The following is a 17173-nucleotide window of genomic DNA, read 5'->3' on the forward strand; positions in this document are numbered from 1 at the left end:
TCTAGAAAAACACTTACAAATCAATTTTGCCGGTCAGGCTTAGCCAGATCAGCTAGGGCAGCCCAGCGAGGATCTACGACCTCGTGGTGGTGCCCCGGCTCGTCTTCCAGGCGCGCTCCACATTCGGAACACAGGCCCTGGCAGTCTTCCCGGCACACCGGCTGGAACGGCAGCATAGTGACAACTGCGTCCCGCAACACCGGCTCAAGATCGATCAGATCGTGCTCGACTCGACGTTGCTCTTCATCGTCTTCCTCGTCGGAAGGCAAGGCGCCTTCGTAGAAGAAAAGTTCTTGCACATTGACCTCAAGGTCATACGCAAGGGGATCCAGGCATCGGCCGCATTCACCGGTTACTTCGGCGATTACGGTTCCTGATACCAGAATTCCTTCGTGTACGGCCTCAAGCCTCAGGTCGAGCTCGACATCCGAGCCCTTCTGAACGCCAATGAGCGCCACGCCAAGATCTTCCGGCGCGGGTACATGTTCCGTCAGCGTACGCATGCTCCCCGGACTGCGTCCGAGGTCCTTGACATCAAGCACCAAGGGCGAACTTGCATCTCGTTTAATGAGAACTCCTGTTGAACATATGACCGACGTATTATCTTAGCCTGAACTCCTTGGCGGACTCAAACCGGACGCCGTCCCCCGGCAGGCGGGAGAGTCACCGTCCAACCGGCAGAAGCCGGAATGTACCGCACAAGCCTACCCTGTTGGCGGCTGGCCCGGCGCAGGCGGGCCCGCGATGAGGCGTTTCAGGACCGACCTTGGGACATACTCAGACACGCTTCCGCCCAGGCTGGCCACTTCCTTGATCAGCGTGGACGACAAATGGAGGTAGTGTGCCTCCGCCGGCAGGAAGACCGTCTCGACGCCGCTGAGCTGGCGGTTCATGGTGGCCATGGGCAGTTCATAGTCAAAGTCCGACGACGACCGGAGCCCCTTGACGATTGCGGACACGCCGCGCTGCCGGCAGTACTCGGCCAGGAGCCCTTCGCCGACCGGCTCCACCACGATGCCGCGCAGTGAGGCCAGGGTCTCCTTGGCCATCTCAATCCGTTCCTCCAGCGGAAAGCGGTACTTCTTGGCGTAGTTCGTTGACACGGCAACGATGACCTCGTCAAAAAGGCTGGCGGCTCTGGCAATGACCTCGAGGTGTCCGTTGTGGATGGGGTCGAAGGAGCCAGGGCATACGGCGCGTCTCATGCTCCGAACCTACCGTATCCGCGGACCGGGATACCATGACTTGATGCATCAACCGCACCTGACAGCGGGGCTGAACGGACAGGCAGGAAAGCAATGACAGAGACACTTCCGGCGCCCTGGCAGCGTGCGGCCACGGGCGCCAACCTCCTGGCCCCCGACGGAACCCTGGGCGTCACGATCTTCGAAGAGATGACCACGCTGGCGGTCCGGACCGGCGCCATCAATCTCGGCCAGGGGTTCCCGGATGAGGACGGCCCGGCGGAAATCAAGGCAGCGGCCCAGGCAGCCATCGCCAGGGGTTCCAACCAGTATGCTCCGGGCAAGGGCATCCCGGAGCTGCGCCAAGCCATCTCCGCTCACCAGAGCCGGTTTTACGGCCTCGAGCCGGATCCCGACACGGAAATCATCGTCACCACCGGCGCCACCGAAGGAATCGCGGCCGCCCTGATGGCGTTCGTCGGCCCCGGTGACGAAGTCCTGACCTTTGAGCCGTTCTACGACTCGTACGGCGCAATCATCGGGCTTTCCGGGGCCACCCACGTCACGGCTCCGCTGCTGGCGCCCGATTTCCTCCCCGATCCGACAGCCCTCGAGGCCGCCTTCGGCGCGCGCACCAAAGTGGTGCTGCTGAACAACCCCCACAATCCGACCGGCGCCGTGTTTCCCCGGGAAGTCCTGCAGCGCGTCGTCGACCTGGCCCGAAAGCATGACGCGCTCATCATTACCGACGAAGTCTATGAGCACCTCACCTTCGGCGTGAGCCATGTCCCGGTGGCCACCCTGCCGGGAGCGGCGGACCGGACCATCACCATCTCCTCGGCCGGCAAGACCTTCTCGTTCACCGGCTGGAAGGTCGGCTGGCTCAGCGGGCCGGAGCAGCTGGTGTCCGCCGTCCGGACCGTGAAGCAGTTCCTCACCTACAGCTCCGGCACCCCATTCCAGAGTGCGATCGCGGCCGGGCTCGCACTGCCCGACGCCTTCTATGACGGCATCTCCGCCACGCTGGAGAGGAAGCGGGACATCCTCAGCGCCGGCCTCCGGGCGGCAGGGCTGGACGTCTTCACGCCGAAGGGCACGTACTTCGTGAACGTCGACACCTCGCCGCTGGGGATCCTGGATTCCGTGGAGCTCGCCCGGCGCCTTCCGGCCCTGGTGGGCGTGGCCGCCATCCCCGTTCCCGTTTTCTGCCACCCCGAGGGTGCGGAAAGGACGCGGAGCCTGCTGCGGTTTGCCTTCTGCAAGAGGACCGAGGTCCTTGAAGAAGCGGCCTCCCGGCTGGCGACGCTCCGGGACAGGCTCTGACGTTGACTGAAGGCTCCCCTGCGGCCTCGCGGTTCTTGCGGACCACGGGCCAGCACGCAGTCATAGAACCGGACACCTACACCGACGGCTGCTTCGTGCTCAGCATCGGCGGAGCGGAACAGTCACACGTCGATCTGGCCGACCCGGCGGACATCTTCTACGAGTACCTCCGCCGGATCGGCCACATGGTGGACCTGGCTGCTCCCTGGGGTGAGCCCATCACCGCCCTGCACCTTGGAGCCGGTGCCCTGACCCTGGCCCGGTACATCCAGGCAACCCGCCCGGGTTCGGTGCAGTATGCCGTGGAGCTGGAGCGTGAGCTGCTGGACTTTGTGCTGGAGCGGCTGCCGCTGCCCGAGGGCACGCAGCTGCAAACGATCATCGGCGACGCCCGCGGCGCTTTGGCCGAGCTGCCCACGGACCTCCGATTCGACGTCGTCATCCTGGATATCTTCTCCGGACCCGAGGCTCCGGAGCACCTTGCCTGCACCGAGTTCTACGAGGAAGCCGCGGCGCTGCTGACCCAACGGGGCGTGCTGATCGTGAACGTGGGTGACGAACCGGGCCTGACACTGGTCCGAAGCCAGGTGGCGGCACTTCGGCGCGCCATGACGGACGTTGCAGCCTTCGCCGAAGCCGGCATGTTCACGGGCCGGTACCCGGGGAACATCATCCTGACCGGCACCCGGAAACCGTGGCCGTCGGAATGGACCGCCGCTCTGACGGCCCGCGGGCCGCACCCGGCCAAGGTGCTGGCGGGGGTCGAACTGGATCGGCTGTCCGGCTGACCGGCCATAGGACCAGCTCGGCCGTTGGGCTCAGTCCTCGGGCACGGGCCCGACGTCGAGCTGCTGCCCGCTGGCGGGTTCGGCGAACCACAGCCGGGTCTCCCCGTACTTCTTCTCGGCAAACCGTTCCATGCCTGCGGGCCACTCCGGCTCATGTGACCTCGAGGAGCGCTCCACCACCACCACGGCACCGGCTGCGAGGTGCCCGGCCAGCTTGGCCAGGACCGCGGCCAGGGCGGGCTGGTCCAGGGGGTAGGGCGGGTCCAGGAACACGACGTCCCACAGGGTTTCTTCAGCCGTCCGCTCCAGGAAGGACTCGACCCGGGAACGGTGCACGGTGACGGCTTTCTGCGCCAGCACTCCGTTGATCAGGTCCGCGTTCCGCTGGCAGACAGCGCTGGCTTTGGCATCGAACTCCACGAGGTCGACGGCGGTGGCGCCCCTGCTGGCGCTCTCAACGCCGAGCGACCCGGAACCTGCGTAGAGGTCCAGCACCCGCGAGCCGGCGAGGACATCGAAGGCGTCCAGCCTGGAAAACAGGGCCTCTTTGACGCGGTCGGTGGTGGGGCGCGTCGAAGAGCCGGGCACGCTGACGAGCGGCGTTCCCCCGGCAACACCTGCCACGATCCTGCTCATGCCGTAGTCCGCTTTCCGGCGCGCTTCGCCGGAACGTCCATGGAGTTAGCCGCGTTCAAGGAACGCCTCCTTCTCGGGGTTCAGGTAGTCGTCGATGGCCTCGGCAAGGGCCGGGTGGTCGAGGAGCGCGGGGTCGCGGGCCACAATCTCCTGGGCATCCTGCCGGGCGCGGGCAATGATGTCCTCATGCTCCAGGACCCTGAGCAACTTCAGCGTGGACCGGCCGCCCGACTGCGAGGCGCCGAGGATGTCGCCCTCACGGCGCAGCTTCAGGTCCTCCTGGGACAGTTCGAAGCCGTCGGTGGTGGCGGCCACGGCGTCCAGCCGGCGGCGGCTCGGATGGCCGGGCTCGAGCGTCGTCACCAGCAGGCAGGTGCCCGGCAGGCCTCCGCGGCCGACCCTGCCCCGGAGCTGATGGAGCTGCGAAATGCCGAACCGGTCCGCATCAAGGATGACCATCAGCGTGGCGTTGTGCACGTCCACGCCCACCTCGATCACCGTGGTGGAGACCAGCAGCTTGGTCTTGTTGGCCGTGAATGATGCCATGGTCTCGGATTTCAGCGCGGGATCCTGCCGCCCGTGGAGCGGGGCCAGCGGAATCCCGGCCAGCGACGGTTCCTCGCCGAGGTGTTCGACCACGGCGGTCACCGACGCCAGTTCGCGCGCCGGGCCGTCCCCCTCCAGGTCCCCGGGGGCGGGTTCCGCTTCACCGGGACTGAAATCGCCGTCGTCGTCCGTCCCGATCTTCGGGCACACTACGTACACCTGGTGCCCGGCGTCGATCTCTTCCCGCGACCGGGACCAGATCCGGCCGGCCCAGGCAGGATTCTCGGCCAGGCCCACGACGTGCGTGGTGATGGGTGCCCGGCCGGCCGGCAGTTCGTCCAGCACGGAGGTTTCGAGGTCGCCGAAAACGGTCATGGCGACGGTCCTGGGGATGGGGGTGGCCGTCATGACCAGCAGGTGCGGCGGCTTGCTGGCCTTGGACCGCAGGGCATCCCGCTGCTCCACGCCGAAGCGGTGCTGTTCGTCCACAACAATCAGGCCGAGATCATAGAAGGACACGTTGTCGCTCAGCAGGGCGTGCGTGCCGATCACAATCCCGGCCGTGCCCGACGCGGCATCGAGCAGTGCCTGCTTGCGTGCCGCGGTCGGCATGGACCCGGTGAGCAGGCTGACCTGGACGGAGTGGTCGCCGAAGCCGCCAAGGAGTCCGTCCCGGGACAGCGTGCCGAGCGTCCGCCGGATGGAGTCGAAGTGCTGCGCGGCGAGGACTTCCGTGGGCGCCAGGAGGGCCGCCTGCCCGCCGGCATCGACAACCTGCAGCATGGCCCGGAGGGCAACGATGGTCTTCCCCGAGCCCACCTCGCCCTGCAGCAGCCGGTTCATGGGCCCGTCCTGGGACAGTTCCTGGGACAGCGTCTTGCCCACGGCGGCCTGCCCGGCGGTCAGCGTGAACGGCAGCTGCCGGTCAAAGGCGGCCAGGAGCCCGTCGGGCAAGGGACGCCGCGCCGTTGCCTCCTCCGCGGCCAGTTGGGCGCGGCGGCGCGCCAGGGCGGACTGTAGGACCAGGGCCTCCTGGTAGCGGAACCGGTCCCTGGCCTGGCGCGAGTCCTCGGGCGTCTGCGGGGCGTGGATCAGCCGGTAGGCCTGCGGCATCGGCAGGAACTTCTCGCGGACCGAGATGGCCGCCGGCAAGGGGTCCTGCAGGGCGTCCAGGTCCACGGTGTCCAGAAGGGTGGAAATGACCTTCTGGATGGACCAGCTGGTGAGTTTGGCGGTTGCCGGATAGACGGGGATGGGCATGGCAGCGAGCTTTTCCGGATCCATGCCGGGGGTGTCCGAGTCCTCGTCCAGGAGCAGGAAGTCAGGATTTGTCAGGCCGAGCGATCCCGCGAAGCGCGTGACCTTGCCGGAAAACATGGCCCTGCGGCCGGGCTGGAGCTCCGCCTTGGCCCGGAAGCCGTTGAAGAAACTGATCTTGAGGGTTCCCGGCAGGGCCGAACCCGGCGGCCGCGGACCGCCGGCGTGGGCGCCGGCGTCGTCGGAAATCACGACGTCGGTGATGGAGCCCCGCCGGGCGCGCATCTGCCGCGTGCTGTTCGAAATGACGCGGGCAATGAGCGTCACTTCCTCGTCCAGCGGGACCTCGCTGATGGGCGTCAGCTCTCCCCTGCTCAGGTACCGGCGCGGAAAGTAATTCAGCAGCCCGCCCACCGTGGTGATGCCCAGGTGTTTTTCAACGACGGCCGCGGAGCGCTTGCCTATCCGGCGCTCCAGGCCGAGTTCCAGCTCGGTGTTCATCGTCCCTCGCGGCTCCCCGCATCAGCCTCCACCGGATTGGGATCGCGCGGCAGCGCCAGTTCGCTGACCGACACGTCCGCCGGTTGTCCCAATGAACTGATGGTCTCCAATGCCGGCCCCGAATCCAGGACGTGGACGTGCACGCGCCAGCGGTACCGGCCGTCCGCGTCCGGGGCCGGGCCCACCTGGCTCATGATGACCGAATCGCCGAGTTCGTCCAGGCGCTGCCTCAGGGTCGCGGCGTCCAGCGGCGAGAGGCTGATGGTGCACATGACCTCCACGCCGTCGTCGTCCGGCATGTCCGCGTGGATATGGGGATCCTGCAGATCGTAGCCGTGCAGGCCGTCCAGGAGCTCGCTCTGGAGTTCCACGCCCAGCACCGCGGACCGCAGGCAGTCGAGGATGAGCAGCATGCCCACGCCGCCGGCGTCCACGACGTGTGCGGCCTGCAGTGCATCCAGCTGCCCCTCGGTGCGGACCACGGCCTCGAGCGCCGCTTCGACCGCGGCGTCCAGGGCCAGGCCCAGCGCGTAGTTGCTGTCATTGCCGTTCTGGCCGGCGTCGACGGCGGCGGCAGCTCGCGCGGCCGCCTCCATGACCGAGAGCATGGTGCCGGGAACGGGATCGCTGAGCGCCGACCAGGCCCGGATCTGTGCCCGGTTGAGCGCGGCGGCAAGCGTCGTTGCCGTGAGCCGGGTGTGCCCGGCCAAGGGTTCGGCCGCCGCACACAGGAACACGGAAAACAGGGTTCCCGAGTTTCCCCTGGCCTGCTCCATGGCGGCTTGTCCGGCCTTGGCCAGGACGGCGCCGACATCATTCTGCGCCGCATCCGGGGCCCGGCGCAGGTCAGGCGTGCGGGCCGGGCTCTGCGAAGGGCTTTGCATCTGGGCGGGGGTCGGCGGCTGGGCGGGGTCCTGCATCACGGCGGGCACCGGCGCGGCGTCCTGAAGGGAACGCGCGGCTGCCCGGACCGTGAGGTAGAGGTTGGTGCCGGTGTCGCCGTCGGCGACCGGGAAGATGTTGATCGCATTGAGGCGGTCGCTGTGGTTGCCCAGGGCGGTCTCGGCCTTGCCCAACCACCGCTTCATCGCTTGCGCGTTCGCGGCAATCTTAATCTGCAAAGTGATCCCATCCCACGGAGTCAGCGGGCCGGCCCGCGATTGTCACGCCTGCCGCTTCATGTGAAGTGCAGGCCTGTACTGAGCCTATCCCAGCGAACCCCGGGGGCAGCTGAACGCCGGCGGGGAAAGTGGCGAGCAGGCCGTGGTCCTCGCCGCCGCCAAGCACCCACGCCAGCGGGTCCGTTTCCAGGACGGCGGCGGCCGGCTGCAGCGGTGCGGCCAGCAGTGTCAGTGCCTTGGGGTCAAGGTCCAGCACGACATTGCTGGCCAGGGCCAGCCTGGTGCCGTCCCGCACTAGGCCGTCAGAGATGTCCATCATGGCAGTGGCGCCGGACGTCCGGGCAAGGGGGCCTGCATCCAGCGGCGGCTCGGGCCGGCACTGAAGGTCCAGTAGCGAGCGAAGTTCCGGTGCCAGCGAACCCACCGGGTGCGTCGACTCGAGCAGGGCCAGCCCCGCCGCGGCCGAGCCCGCATGGCCGGCGATGGCCAGCGTGTCTCCAGCCTGCGCCCCGGACCTGAGCACCGGCTGGCCGCCGCTGAGAGTGCCCAGCACGGCGACGGTGACGGACAGTTCGCGGCCGCGGCCAAGATCGCCTCCCGCCACGGAACATGCCCCGGCACCGAGCTTGCCGATGGCGGCGGCGAGTCCGTCCGCCAGGTCCTCGACCCAGTCCACAGGCGTGCCGGCTGGCATGGTCAGGCTGACCACCATGGAGGTCGCGGACCCGCCCATGGCGTTGATGTCGCTGAGGTTTTGGGCCGCAGCCTTCCAGCCCACGTCATAGCCGGTGGTGCGGTAGCCGTTGTTCCACTGAAGCCGGAAGTCCTGGTCCTGCACCTGGGTGTCGATGCTGATGAGGGTCCGGCCGTCGGGCACGGCAACGATGGCGGCGTCATCGCCCGGCCCGAGGAGCACAGCAGCGCTGTGCACGGCGTTCAGTTCAAGGCGCGGGAAGATCCGGGCCAAAAGCTCGGCTTCGGACAGTTCGGCGACAGTCAGTGGTGATTGGGGCACGCCACTACGCTACCGCCACGGACCGACAATGTTTCCCGGTGGGCGTTTCGGGGTGGTGCCGGGCGCTGCCCGGGCGGCGCTGCGGCTGCCTTTTTGGACTGTCCGATGCCCTGCCGTCGGAGAGATAGGCTTAATCCATGCACCGCCACCGCACCCCCGCCCCTGTCCGCCGGCTCACGGCAGCGGCCGCAGTGGCCCTCACGGGACTGGCACTGGGCGGCTGCTCCCCCGCCGTCGACGTTCCTCCTGCCGCGGATGCCGCAAACCCCGCGTGCGCCCCCATGATGGTGGCGCTTCCGGACACCATAGGCGACGCCGGCCTGCGCAAGACGAACAGCCAGGCGACCGCCGCCTGGGGCGATCCCTCCAAGGTGATCCTGCGCTGCGGCGTCAACGTCCCCGGGCCCACGACGGACCGGTGCGTCAGCGTGAACGATGTGGACTGGGTCATCAAAGAGGGCAATCCGGTGTGGACGCTGACCACGTTCGGCCGGGAGCCCGCCACCGAGATCCTGATGGATCCGAACAAGATCAGCTCTGCCACGGTGCTGGCCGATCTTTCCGCGGCGGCCGGCAAGATCAAGGCAAGCCGGAACTGCGTGGGCCAGGCAGACCTCCAGGACCTGCCGACCAGCAAGTAGGACTCGCCAGGCGGGAACTTCTAGCGGAGGCCGGTCTTGCGGTTCAGGGCCAGGTGGATGAGTTCGTCGATCAGTTCCGCGTAGCTCAGCCCTGACGCCGCCCACATCTGCGGGTACATGCTCTTGGGCGTGAACCCGGGCATCGTGTTGATCTCGTTGATGATGAGCGCGCCGTCGGCCGTGTAAAAGAAGTCCACCCGGCTCAGGCCCTCCGCTCCGACGGCGTCGAACGCCACCGCGGCAAGCTCGCGGACCCGGGCAATCGCCTCGTCCGGCATGTCCGCGGGGCAGCTAAGCGCGGCTGCGTCATCCACGTACTTGGCGTTGAAGTCGTAGAATTCGTGCTCGCCGGCCGCCACGGAGATTTCGCCCGGCAGCGAAGTCCGGGGGGCATCCGAGCCACGGCCCTCGAGCACCGCGCACTCGATCTCACGGCCCACGATGCCGGCCTCTATCACGAGCTTGGGGTCGTGCTCCCGGGCAGCTTCGATCGCGGCGTCGAGGTCCTCGAGGGAGTCCACTTTGGAGATGCCCATGGACGATCCCGCGCGGGCCGGCTTGACGAACACCGGGAACCCGAGCAGGTCAACGCGCTTGCGCACCGACTCGGGATCGTTGCGCCACTGCCGGTCCGTGACCGCAATGTACGGCCCGACGCGAAGTCCCGCGGCCTCGAAGACCACCTTCATGAAGTGCTTGTCCATGCCCACGGCCGACGCCAGGACGCCGGCGCCCACGTAGCGGGTGTCGGACAGTTCCAGCAGGCCCTGGATGGTCCCGTCTTCGCCGAACGGGCCGTGAAGCAGCGGGAAGACGACGTCCACGGTGCCCAGTTCCTGTGGCACCTCGTTGGGGGACGCCAGGATCAGCTGGTGTTCCCCGCCGATCTCCGCCAGGGTCACCGTCTGCGACGACGGCGCAACCTCAGGCAGCAGGGATGAGGACAGCGACCATTGCCCCGTGTCCCCGGCCGCGAGGACCCACTGGCCGGATTTGGCGATCCCGATGGGAATCACGTCGTATTTGTTCCGGTCGATGGCGCCCAGCACGCCGGCCGCGGTGACGCAGCTGACCGCGTGCTCGCTTGAACGCCCGCCGAAGAGGACGGCCACTCGGGGCTTGCCCTGGTTTGGCTGGCTCTGGATTGACTCGTCCGCTGCGGTCAAGTTTTCTTCCGACACTGTTAGTAATCGCCTTCGGGTTTGAGGTCCCGGGCCAGCAGCAGCGGCCCCAGTTGGTCAACGGACAGTTTTCCGGCCAGCACGGCGACGACGGCCGCCGTGATGGGCATCTCGACGCCGAGTTTACCGGCAAGTTCGTGCACGGCCTGCCCCGACTTGATGCCTTCGGCGGTCTGGGTCATTTTTTCGGCCACTTCGTCCAGGGTGAGGCCCTGGCCCAGCAGCCGTCCGGCGGTGTGGTTCCGGGACAGCGGGGACGAGCACGTGGCGACGAGGTCCCCCAGCCCTGCGAGGCCGGCCATGGTCTGGGCTGAGCCGCCCAGGGCCAGGGCCAGGCGCGAGGTTTCGGCGAGCCCCCTGGTGATCACCGAGGCCTTGGTGTTGTCGCCCATCTGCTTTCCCTCGCAGATGCCGACGGCCAGGGCGATGACGTTTTTGACGATCCCGCCGATTTCAACGCCCACGATGTCGGTGGTGGTGTACGGGCGGAAATACGGGGCGGTGCAGCTCCGTGCGATCCAGCCGGCCACTGCCGAGTCAGGACAGGCCACCACTGACGCGGTGGGCTCTTCGCGTGCGATTTCCATGGCCAGGTTGGGCCCGGACACGACGGCGATGCGGCTCGCGGGGATGCCCAGTTCCTCGCAGATCACTTCGCTCATGCGGGCGTCGGTGCTGAGCTCGAGGCCCTTCATGAGGGACACCACCAGCGCATCGGGCTCCAGGAGGGGCTTCCATTCCCGGAGCTGCAGCCGCAGCGACTGTGCCGGAACAGCGAGGACCACGAGGTCTGCTCCGGCCAGCACCGCGGCGACGTCAGTGGACGCGGTGATGCTGGGCGGAAGCTCGACGTCGGCCAGGTATTGCGGGTTGCGGTGGTGCAGATTGATTTGCTCCACAACCTCGGCCCGCCGGCCCCAGAGCCTGATGCGGCGTTCGACGCCCGAGGAGGTGGCGGCGTCGGCCAGGATCTTGGCGAAGGTCGTCCCCCATGAACCGGCGCCGAGCACCGCGACGGACACCGCCGAGCCCGAGCGGCCCCGCACAGGGGTCACTTTCCGCCCCGCTCGACGTCGCGGCCGTGCTTCTTCTGGTTATGCGCCGCCGGATCCCAGCGTTGGGCGGGCGGCTGCTCTGCGCGGAGTTCGGCCAGGAGGGCGGTGACGGCGTCCATGATCACGTCGGTCGCCTCCATGAGGGTTGCCTTGTCCCGGGGCCGGCCCTCGAAGCGGGACAGATCCACGGGATCGCCGATCAGGACGCGGGACGTTTTCCGTGGAAACAGGTGGAAGCTCTTGGCATACCGGGGGAAGACCTCGTGGGCGCCCCAGTGCGCCATGGGCACCACAGGGATCCCGCCTTCCAGCGCCAGCCGGGCGGCGCCGGTGTGGCCCTTCATGGGCCAGAGGTCCGGATCCCGGGTCAGGGTGCCCTCCGGGTAGATGACGATGGCGCCGCCCTCGGCCACGATCTCCTTGGCGAGCTGCAGCGAGCGGTTCGCACCCGCCGTCGAGCGCTCCACCGGAATCTGCTTGACGGCGTGCAGCAGTTTGCCCAGCACGGGCACCTTGAAGAGGCCCGCCTTCGCAAGGAAATGCGGGGCACGCTTCTGGTTGTACAGCATGTGCCCGACCACCAGCGGATCAATCTCGGTGCAGTGGTTGGGCGTTGCGATGAATCCGCCGGCGGGAAGTTTTTCGGTGCCTTCCCACTTCTTGTTCATCATCAGGTTCAGCAGGGGCCGGGCAATCCCGGCAATGATCACGAATGTGATGTGGCTCTTGGCCGATTCCTTCACAGGGGCACCGCTACTTCGCCGATGTGATGTCGAAGTCGGCGCCGAGCCCGGCCAGCTTTTCGGTAAAGCGCTCATAGCCGCGGTTGATGATGTCGATCCCCGTCACCCGCGACGTGCCGGTGGCCGCCAGGGCGGCAATAAGGTGGCTAAAGCCGCCGCGCAGGTCGGGAACATCGATGTCCGTGCCCTTGAGCTGCGTCGGGCCGGAGATGACCGCCGAGTGCAGGAAGTTCCGCTGCCCGAAGCGGCACGGCACGCTGCCGAGGCACTCCCGGTGGACCTGGATGCTGGCGCCCATGCGGATGAGTGCGTCCGTGAAGCCGAAGCGGTTCTCGTAGACGGTCTCGTGAACGATCGACACGCCCTCGGCCTGAGTCAGCGCGACAACCAGCGGCTGCTGCCAGTCGGTCATGAAGCCCGGGTGGACGTCCGTTTCAAGCACCAGCGGCGACAGCTTGCCGCCGCGGTGGTAGAACCGGATGCCGTCGTCGCCGATGTCCATGCCGCCGCCCACCTTGCGGAAGGTATTCAGGAAGGTCATCATGTCCCGCTGCGAAGCGCCTTCAACGAAGATGTCGCCGCGGGTCACTAGGGCGGCGGAAGCCCACGACGCCGATTCGTTGCGGTCCGACAGGGCCCGGTGGTTGTAGCCGCCGAGGTCGCGGACGCCCTCGATGCGGATGGTGCGGTCCGTCTGGACGCTGATGACGGCGCCCATTTTCTGCAGCACGGCGATGAGATCGACGATCTCGGGTTCGGTGGCCGCTCCCGAGAGTTCCGTGATGCCCTCCGCGCGTGTTGCGCTGAGCAGGACTTGCTCGGTGGCGCCGACGGACGGGTAGGGCAGGGAGATTTTCGCCCCGTGCAGGCCGCGCGGGGCCGAGATGTGGATACCGCCGGGCCGCTTTTCCACGACGGCGCCGAACTGGCGCAGCACGTTCAGGTGGTAGTCGATGGGACGGTCGCCGATCTTGCAGCCGCCCAGATCCGGAATGAAGGCTTCGCCGATGGCGTGGATCAGGGGTCCGCACAGCAAGATCGGGATGCGTGAGTCGCCAGCGTGGGCATCAATTGCCGTGCTCGGCGCCGTCTTGGCGGCCTTGGGGTCCAGGGTCAGATCGCCGGTCACGGGATCCTTCACCACGGTCACGCCGTGGAGCTGAAGCAGGCTGGTGACAACCTCGACATCCTTGATTTCCGGAACGTTCCGGAGCACAGAGGGTTCGTTGCCCAGCAGGGCAGCCACCATGGCCTTGGGCACAAGGTTCTTGGCACCGCGGACGCTGACACGGCCAGTTAGCGGGACGCCTCCGCGGATTGTCAGAACACTACTCATTTACCGGTTTCCTCACGACTACTCGCCCCCAAATCCTTACAAAGGCTCCAGCTAAGCATATGAGCTTGCGTTACCGAACCGAAATACGGGGCGCACCGGGCGCGGCCCGGCGGGATGCCGGCGCGGATTTCCGGTGCAGATTTCCGGCGCAGCAAGAAGGCCCGCCGCAGTAGTTCGTTGCTGCGGCGGGCCCTTGATGGAACTCTGGCGGTCAGGACAGCCGGGCCGGCAGCGTTTTGGGCTTGAACGACGGCCGGGTGGCTTCGTACGCGGTGATGTCTTCCTCGTGCTGGAGGGTCAGGCCGATGTCGTCGAGGCCCTCGAGCAGGCGCCAGCGGGTGTAGTCGTCGATCTCAAACGGAGCAACAACGTTGCCGCAGATGACGGTCTTGGACACGAGGTCAACCGTGACCTCAGTACCGGGCGCGTTTTCCAGCGTCTTCCAGATGAGCTCGATGTCGTCCTGGGCGAGTTCGGCGGCCAGGAGCCCCTGCTTTCCCGAGTTGCCGCGGAAGATATCCGCGAACCGGGACGAGAGCACGGTCTTGAAGCCGTAGTCCTTGAGCGCCCAGACGGCGTGCTCCCGCGAGGAGCCCGTGCCGAAGTCCGGCCCGGCCACCAGGACGGAACCGGCGTTGAACGGTTCCTGGTTCAGGATGAAGGACGGGTCCTTCCGCCAGGCCGAGAACAGGGCGTCCTCGAAGCCGGTGCGGGTGATCCGCTTGAGGTACACGGCGGGGATGATCTGGTCCGTGTCGACGTTGCTCTGGCGCAGCGGGACGCCGATTCCGGTGTGCGTGGTGAACTTTTCCATGGAGTCTTCCTAGGCTGCGTCGGTCGTCTGGAGGGCTGCGGATTCCGGGGCCGGATCAAGGTCCGACGGCGAGCTCAGCGTTCCGCGCACGGCCGTGGCGGCTGCCACCACCGGCGACACGAGGTGCGTGCGTCCGCCCTTGCCCTGACGGCCTTCGAAGTTTCGGTTCGACGTGGAGGCGCAGCGCTCCCCCGGCTCCAGCTGGTCCGGGTTCATGCCCAGGCACATGGAGCATCCGGCGAACCGCCATTCCGCGCCGAAGTCCTTGAACACCCGGTCCAGGCCCTCGGCCTCCGCTTCCAGGCGGACCCGGGCCGAACCCGGCACCACCAGCATGCGGATGTTGGGATCCTTCTGGCGGCCGCGGATGATGTCCGCGGCGACCCGCAGGTCCTCGATGCGGGAGTTGGTGCAGGAACCCAGGAACACGGTGTCCACCCGGATTTCCTTCATGGGGGTTCCGGCTTCCAGCCCCATGTACTGCAGGGCGCGCTCGGCTGCGGCCTTGGCGTTCTCATCGCCGAAGTCGTTGGGTGAGGGCACCTTGCCGGAGAGCGAGACACCCTGGCCCGGGTTGGTGCCCCAGGTGACGAACGGTTCCAGCGTGTCGGCGTCGAGGTCAACCTGGGCATCAAAGACGGCGGCGTCGTCGCTGCGAAGGGTGCTCCAGTACTCGACGGCGGCGTCCCACTCGGCGCCCTCCGGCGCGTGGGGGCGGCCCTTCATGTAGGCGTAGGTGGTCTCGTCCGGTGCCACGAGGCCTGCGCGGGCGCCGGCCTCGATGGACATGTTGCAGATGGTCATCCGGGCTTCCATCGACAGCGCCCGGATGGCCGAGCCGCGGTACTCCAGGACATAGCCCTGGCCGCCGCCGGTGCCGATCTTGGCGATGACGGCAAGGATGATGTCCTTGGCCGTGACGCCCGGGCGGAGCGTGCCTTCAACGTTGATGGCCATGGTCTTGAACGGCTTCAGGGACAGCGTCTGGGTGGCCATGACGTGCTCCACCTCGGACGTGCCGATGCCCATGGCCAGCGCGCCGAACGCGCCGTGCGTGGAGGTGTGTGAATCGCCGCAGACCACGGTCATGCCCGGCTGGGTGAGTCCGAGCTGCGGGCCCACCACGTGAACGATGCCCTGCTCGGCGTCGCCCAGGGAGTGCAGGCGGACCCCGAACTCCTCGCAGTTGTTGCGCAGCGTCTGGATCTGCGTCCGGCTGGTGAGATCGGCGATAGGCTTGTCGATGTCCAGCGTCGGAGTGTTGTGGTCTTCCGTGGCGATGGTCAGGTCCGGGCGGCGCAGTCTGCGGCCGGCCAGCCGGAGTCCCTCGAAGGCCTGCGGCGACGTTACCTCGTGGACGAGGTGGAGGTCGATGTAGAGAAGGTCCGGCTGGGCGTTGGCGCCGTCGCCGTCGCCTTTGCGCACCACGTGCGCGTCCCAGACTTTCTCGGCCAATGTGTTCGCCATGGCCATCTCCCTTCACTGCTGTTGACTGTTACTTCAACTGAAACAGCAGAGCCGTGTAATAAGCCAGCCAAATGATTTGCATCTCAGATATTGAGACGGCAATATCATTACATGGACAATTCTAGTGGCGTCGGTGTCATTGATAAAGCAGCCCAGGTGCTGGACGCACTCGAGGCCGGGCCCACCACCCTGGCGCAGCTCGTGGCTGCCACCGGACTGGCACGGCCCACGGTGCACAGGCTCGCACTGGCCCTTGTCCACCACCGGCTCGTGAGCCGCGACATCCAGGGCAGGTTTGTCCTGGGCAGCCGGCTGGTTGAACTCGCTTCGGCCGCGGGCGAAGACAGGCTCATCGCCTCGGCCGGGCCCGTGCTCATGCAGCTCCGGGACGCCACCGGCGAAAGCGCACAGATCTTCCGCCGGCAGGGCGACTGGCGTGTCTGCGTCGCCTCGGCGGAACGGCCGATCGGCCTACGCGACACCATCCCCGTGGGGACGCAGCTGTCCATGAAGGCCGGCTCTGCCGCGCAGGTGCTGCTCGCGTGGGAAGACCACGACCGCCTGCTGGAGGGGCTGCAGTCCGCCCGCTTCACGCCCACCGTCCTGGCGGGAGTACGACGGCGGGGCTGGGGCCAGAGCCTCGGCGAACGTGAGCCGGGCGTCGCCTCCGTCTCTGCACCAGTGCGCGGACCTTCGGGAAGGGTGATCGCCGCCGTGTCCATCTCAGGCCCCATTGAGCGCCTCACCCGGCAGCCCGGCCGGCTGCACGCCGAAGTCGTCTGCAACGCCGCGCGCGTCCTCACGGAAGCTCTCCGCAAGAACAACGACTGACCCTTTCCCGCCCCGGCCGCCTTCCCTCCGGCGGGCTTCCGCTGGCAGTAGTCTGGGCGGATGACGAGCTACGCAGTGTTCCTCCGCGGCATCAACGTGGGCGGCATCAACATCAAGATGGCGGACCTCAAGGAGGCCCTGAAGGCCCGGCCGTTCGCCGATGTGAAGACGCTCCTGGCCAGCGGCAACGTGGTGCTGGCCAGCGAACTGACACCGGCCGCGGTCAAGAAGGAATTCGAGGCATGCCTGCGGGAGACCTTCGGCTACGACGCATGGGTGGTGGTGCTGACAGCCTCCCGCGTGGCGGAGCTCGTGGCGGCGTGCCACTACCCGGCAGACGACAAGACGACGCACACCTACATCACTCTGGCCTCGGACACCGCAGCGCTTGACGAACTGTTCACGGCCGGGGAGTCGCTCGGCGGCGTGGAGCAGACCCGGCTCGGTCCGGAGGCGTCGGCCTGGCTTGCTCCGGCAGGCGGGACCCTGGACAGCCCCTTCAGCAAACTCTCGGCCAAGCCGAAGTACAAGGCTTCAACCACGACGCGCAACCTCCGGACCATGATCAAGGTCCGCGACGCCGCGGCGGCCATCGAGCCCGGCAGCTAGAACCGCGCGCTAGGTGTACCCGGCCATGACGTTGGTGACATCAGTCTTGAAGTGAGGAGGGCCCCCGGGGCTTAGTGGAGGTATCTGACATCTTCACGGCCACGGAGGTCCTCATGTCCCACGCT

The 17173-nt window shown here is 67.3% G+C and carries 17 protein-coding genes; 5 read left to right on the plus strand and 12 right to left on the minus strand.

Going from position 1 to position 17173, the window contains the following annotated elements; translation table 11 throughout:
* Positions 1-20: 20 nt before the first annotated feature.
* Together ABFP37_RS20895 and coaD are read right to left on the minus strand one after the other, a co-directional pair.
* Complete coding sequence (locus ABFP37_RS20895; protein ID WP_347034809.1) at positions 21-503, minus strand: YceD family protein; 483 nt, start codon at positions 501-503, stop codon at positions 21-23.
* Positions 504-704: 201 nt separating this feature from the next.
* Entirely contained in the window at positions 705-1205 is a 501-nt protein-coding gene (coaD, locus tag ABFP37_RS20900) for a pantetheine-phosphate adenylyltransferase (RefSeq protein ID WP_347034810.1), read from the minus strand.
* Positions 1206-1298: 93 nt separating this feature from the next.
* Between coaD and ABFP37_RS20905 the strand changes: the two genes are divergently transcribed.
* Both ABFP37_RS20905 and ABFP37_RS20910 read left to right on the plus strand, forming a co-directional pair.
* Complete coding sequence (locus ABFP37_RS20905) at positions 1299-2507, plus strand: aminotransferase class I/II-fold pyridoxal phosphate-dependent enzyme (protein WP_347034811.1); 1209 nt, start codon at positions 1299-1301, stop codon at positions 2505-2507.
* Positions 2508-2509: 2 nt separating this feature from the next.
* Positions 2510-3295, plus strand: a complete 786-nt coding sequence (locus ABFP37_RS20910) for a fused MFS/spermidine synthase (RefSeq protein ID WP_185982239.1) — start codon at positions 2510-2512, stop codon at positions 3293-3295.
* Positions 3296-3325: 30 nt separating this feature from the next.
* Here ABFP37_RS20910 and rsmD read toward each other — a convergent pair whose 3' ends face one another.
* Genes rsmD through thiL form a run of 4 tightly spaced genes read right to left on the minus strand, consistent with a single transcriptional unit; the run spans position 3326 to position 8371 of the window.
* Complete coding sequence (gene rsmD / locus ABFP37_RS20915; protein WP_078026620.1) at positions 3326-3931, minus strand: 16S rRNA (guanine(966)-N(2))-methyltransferase RsmD; 606 nt, start codon at positions 3929-3931, stop codon at positions 3326-3328.
* Positions 3932-3976: 45 nt separating this feature from the next.
* Positions 3977-6235 (minus strand): ATP-dependent DNA helicase RecG, encoded by a 2259-nt coding sequence (locus ABFP37_RS20920; protein WP_078026621.1) that lies wholly within the window; start codon positions 6233-6235, stop codon positions 3977-3979.
* Positions 6232-7356: a DAK2 domain-containing protein gene (locus tag ABFP37_RS20925; protein WP_347034812.1), complete on the minus strand. Its 1125-nt coding sequence runs from the start codon at positions 7354-7356 to the stop codon at positions 6232-6234. The genes ABFP37_RS20920 and ABFP37_RS20925 overlap by 4 nt, the downstream gene beginning before the upstream one ends.
* Positions 7346-8371: a thiamine-phosphate kinase gene (gene thiL, locus ABFP37_RS20930; protein ID WP_078026622.1), complete on the minus strand. Its 1026-nt coding sequence runs from the start codon at positions 8369-8371 to the stop codon at positions 7346-7348. The genes ABFP37_RS20925 and thiL overlap by 11 nt, the downstream gene beginning before the upstream one ends.
* 137 nt (positions 8372-8508) lie before the next feature.
* Here thiL and ABFP37_RS20935 point away from each other — a divergent pair, with 137 nt between their 5' ends.
* Positions 8509-9012 (plus strand): DUF3515 family protein, encoded by a 504-nt coding sequence (locus tag ABFP37_RS20935; RefSeq protein ID WP_078026623.1) that lies wholly within the window; start codon positions 8509-8511, stop codon positions 9010-9012.
* Positions 9013-9032: 20 nt separating this feature from the next.
* Here ABFP37_RS20935 and ABFP37_RS20940 read toward each other — a convergent pair whose 3' ends face one another.
* The 6 genes from ABFP37_RS20940 to leuC form a co-directional block, all read right to left on the minus strand.
* Entirely contained in the window at positions 9033-10193 is a 1161-nt protein-coding gene (locus tag ABFP37_RS20940) for a D-alanine--D-alanine ligase family protein (protein WP_078026624.1), read from the minus strand.
* A gap of 2 nt (positions 10194-10195) precedes the next feature.
* Positions 10196-11248, minus strand: coding sequence for an NAD(P)H-dependent glycerol-3-phosphate dehydrogenase (locus ABFP37_RS20945; protein WP_078026625.1), 1053 nt, complete (start codon positions 11246-11248; stop codon positions 10196-10198).
* Positions 11245-11991, minus strand: coding sequence for a lysophospholipid acyltransferase family protein (locus ABFP37_RS20950; RefSeq protein ID WP_347034813.1), 747 nt, complete (start codon positions 11989-11991; stop codon positions 11245-11247). The genes ABFP37_RS20945 and ABFP37_RS20950 overlap by 4 nt, the downstream gene beginning before the upstream one ends.
* 10 nt (positions 11992-12001) lie before the next feature.
* A complete protein-coding gene (gene murA / locus ABFP37_RS20955) occupies positions 12002-13327 on the minus strand; it encodes a UDP-N-acetylglucosamine 1-carboxyvinyltransferase (RefSeq protein WP_078026627.1) in 1326 nt (441 codons plus the stop codon).
* Between the two features lie 211 nt (positions 13328-13538).
* Positions 13539-14141, minus strand: a complete 603-nt coding sequence (gene leuD, locus ABFP37_RS20960) for a 3-isopropylmalate dehydratase small subunit (protein WP_056628090.1) — start codon at positions 14139-14141, stop codon at positions 13539-13541.
* Between the two features lie 9 nt (positions 14142-14150).
* Entirely contained in the window at positions 14151-15608 is a 1458-nt protein-coding gene (leuC, locus tag ABFP37_RS20965; protein ID WP_078026738.1) for a 3-isopropylmalate dehydratase large subunit, read from the minus strand.
* A 111-nt stretch (positions 15609-15719) separates the two neighbouring features.
* Here leuC and ABFP37_RS20970 point away from each other — a divergent pair, with 111 nt between their 5' ends.
* Both ABFP37_RS20970 and ABFP37_RS20975 read left to right on the plus strand, forming a co-directional pair.
* The gene (locus ABFP37_RS20970; RefSeq protein WP_043420062.1) at positions 15720-16439 is read left to right on the plus strand and encodes an IclR family transcriptional regulator; all 720 of its coding nucleotides are present in this window, start codon (positions 15720-15722) and stop codon (positions 16437-16439) included.
* Between the two features lie 60 nt (positions 16440-16499).
* The gene (locus tag ABFP37_RS20975; RefSeq protein ID WP_078026628.1) at positions 16500-17048 is read left to right on the plus strand and encodes a DUF1697 domain-containing protein; all 549 of its coding nucleotides are present in this window, start codon (positions 16500-16502) and stop codon (positions 17046-17048) included.
* The last annotated feature ends 125 nt before the right edge of the window (positions 17049-17173 follow it).

Origin of the sequence: Burkholderia sp. RS01 (assembly GCF_039748055.1) — a bacterium.
In the GTDB taxonomy this organism is placed as follows: Bacteria; Actinomycetota; Actinomycetes; order Actinomycetales; family Micrococcaceae; genus Arthrobacter.

What these genes read in the sequence shown, in the direction of transcription:
- ABFP37_RS20895 (WP_347034809.1), bottom strand. Translation starts at nt 503, where the DNA reads ATGCGTACGCTGACGGAACATGTACCCGCGCCGGAAGATCTTGGCGTG.
- coaD (WP_347034810.1), bottom strand. Translation starts at nt 1,205, where the DNA reads ATGAGACGCGCCGTATGCCCTGGCTCCTTCGACCCCATCCACAACGGA.
- ABFP37_RS20905 (WP_347034811.1), top strand. Translation starts at nt 1,299, where the DNA reads ATGACAGAGACACTTCCGGCGCCCTGGCAGCGTGCGGCCACGGGCGCC.
- rsmD (WP_078026620.1), bottom strand. Translation starts at nt 3,931, where the DNA reads ATGAGCAGGATCGTGGCAGGTGTTGCCGGGGGAACGCCGCTCGTCAGC.
- ABFP37_RS20920 (WP_078026621.1), bottom strand. Translation starts at nt 6,235, where the DNA reads ATGAACACCGAGCTGGAACTCGGCCTGGAGCGCCGGATAGGCAAGCGC.
- ABFP37_RS20935 (WP_078026623.1), top strand. Translation starts at nt 8,509, where the DNA reads ATGCACCGCCACCGCACCCCCGCCCCTGTCCGCCGGCTCACGGCAGCG.
- murA (WP_078026627.1), bottom strand. Translation starts at nt 13,327, where the DNA reads ATGAGTAGTGTTCTGACAATCCGCGGAGGCGTCCCGCTAACTGGCCGT.
- leuD (WP_056628090.1), bottom strand. Translation starts at nt 14,141, where the DNA reads ATGGAAAAGTTCACCACGCACACCGGAATCGGCGTCCCGCTGCGCCAG.
- leuC (WP_078026738.1), bottom strand. Translation starts at nt 15,608, where the DNA reads ATGGCGAACACATTGGCCGAGAAAGTCTGGGACGCGCACGTGGTGCGC.
- ABFP37_RS20970 (WP_043420062.1), top strand. Translation starts at nt 15,720, where the DNA reads ATGGACAATTCTAGTGGCGTCGGTGTCATTGATAAAGCAGCCCAGGTG.
- ABFP37_RS20975 (WP_078026628.1), top strand. Translation starts at nt 16,500, where the DNA reads ATGACGAGCTACGCAGTGTTCCTCCGCGGCATCAACGTGGGCGGCATC.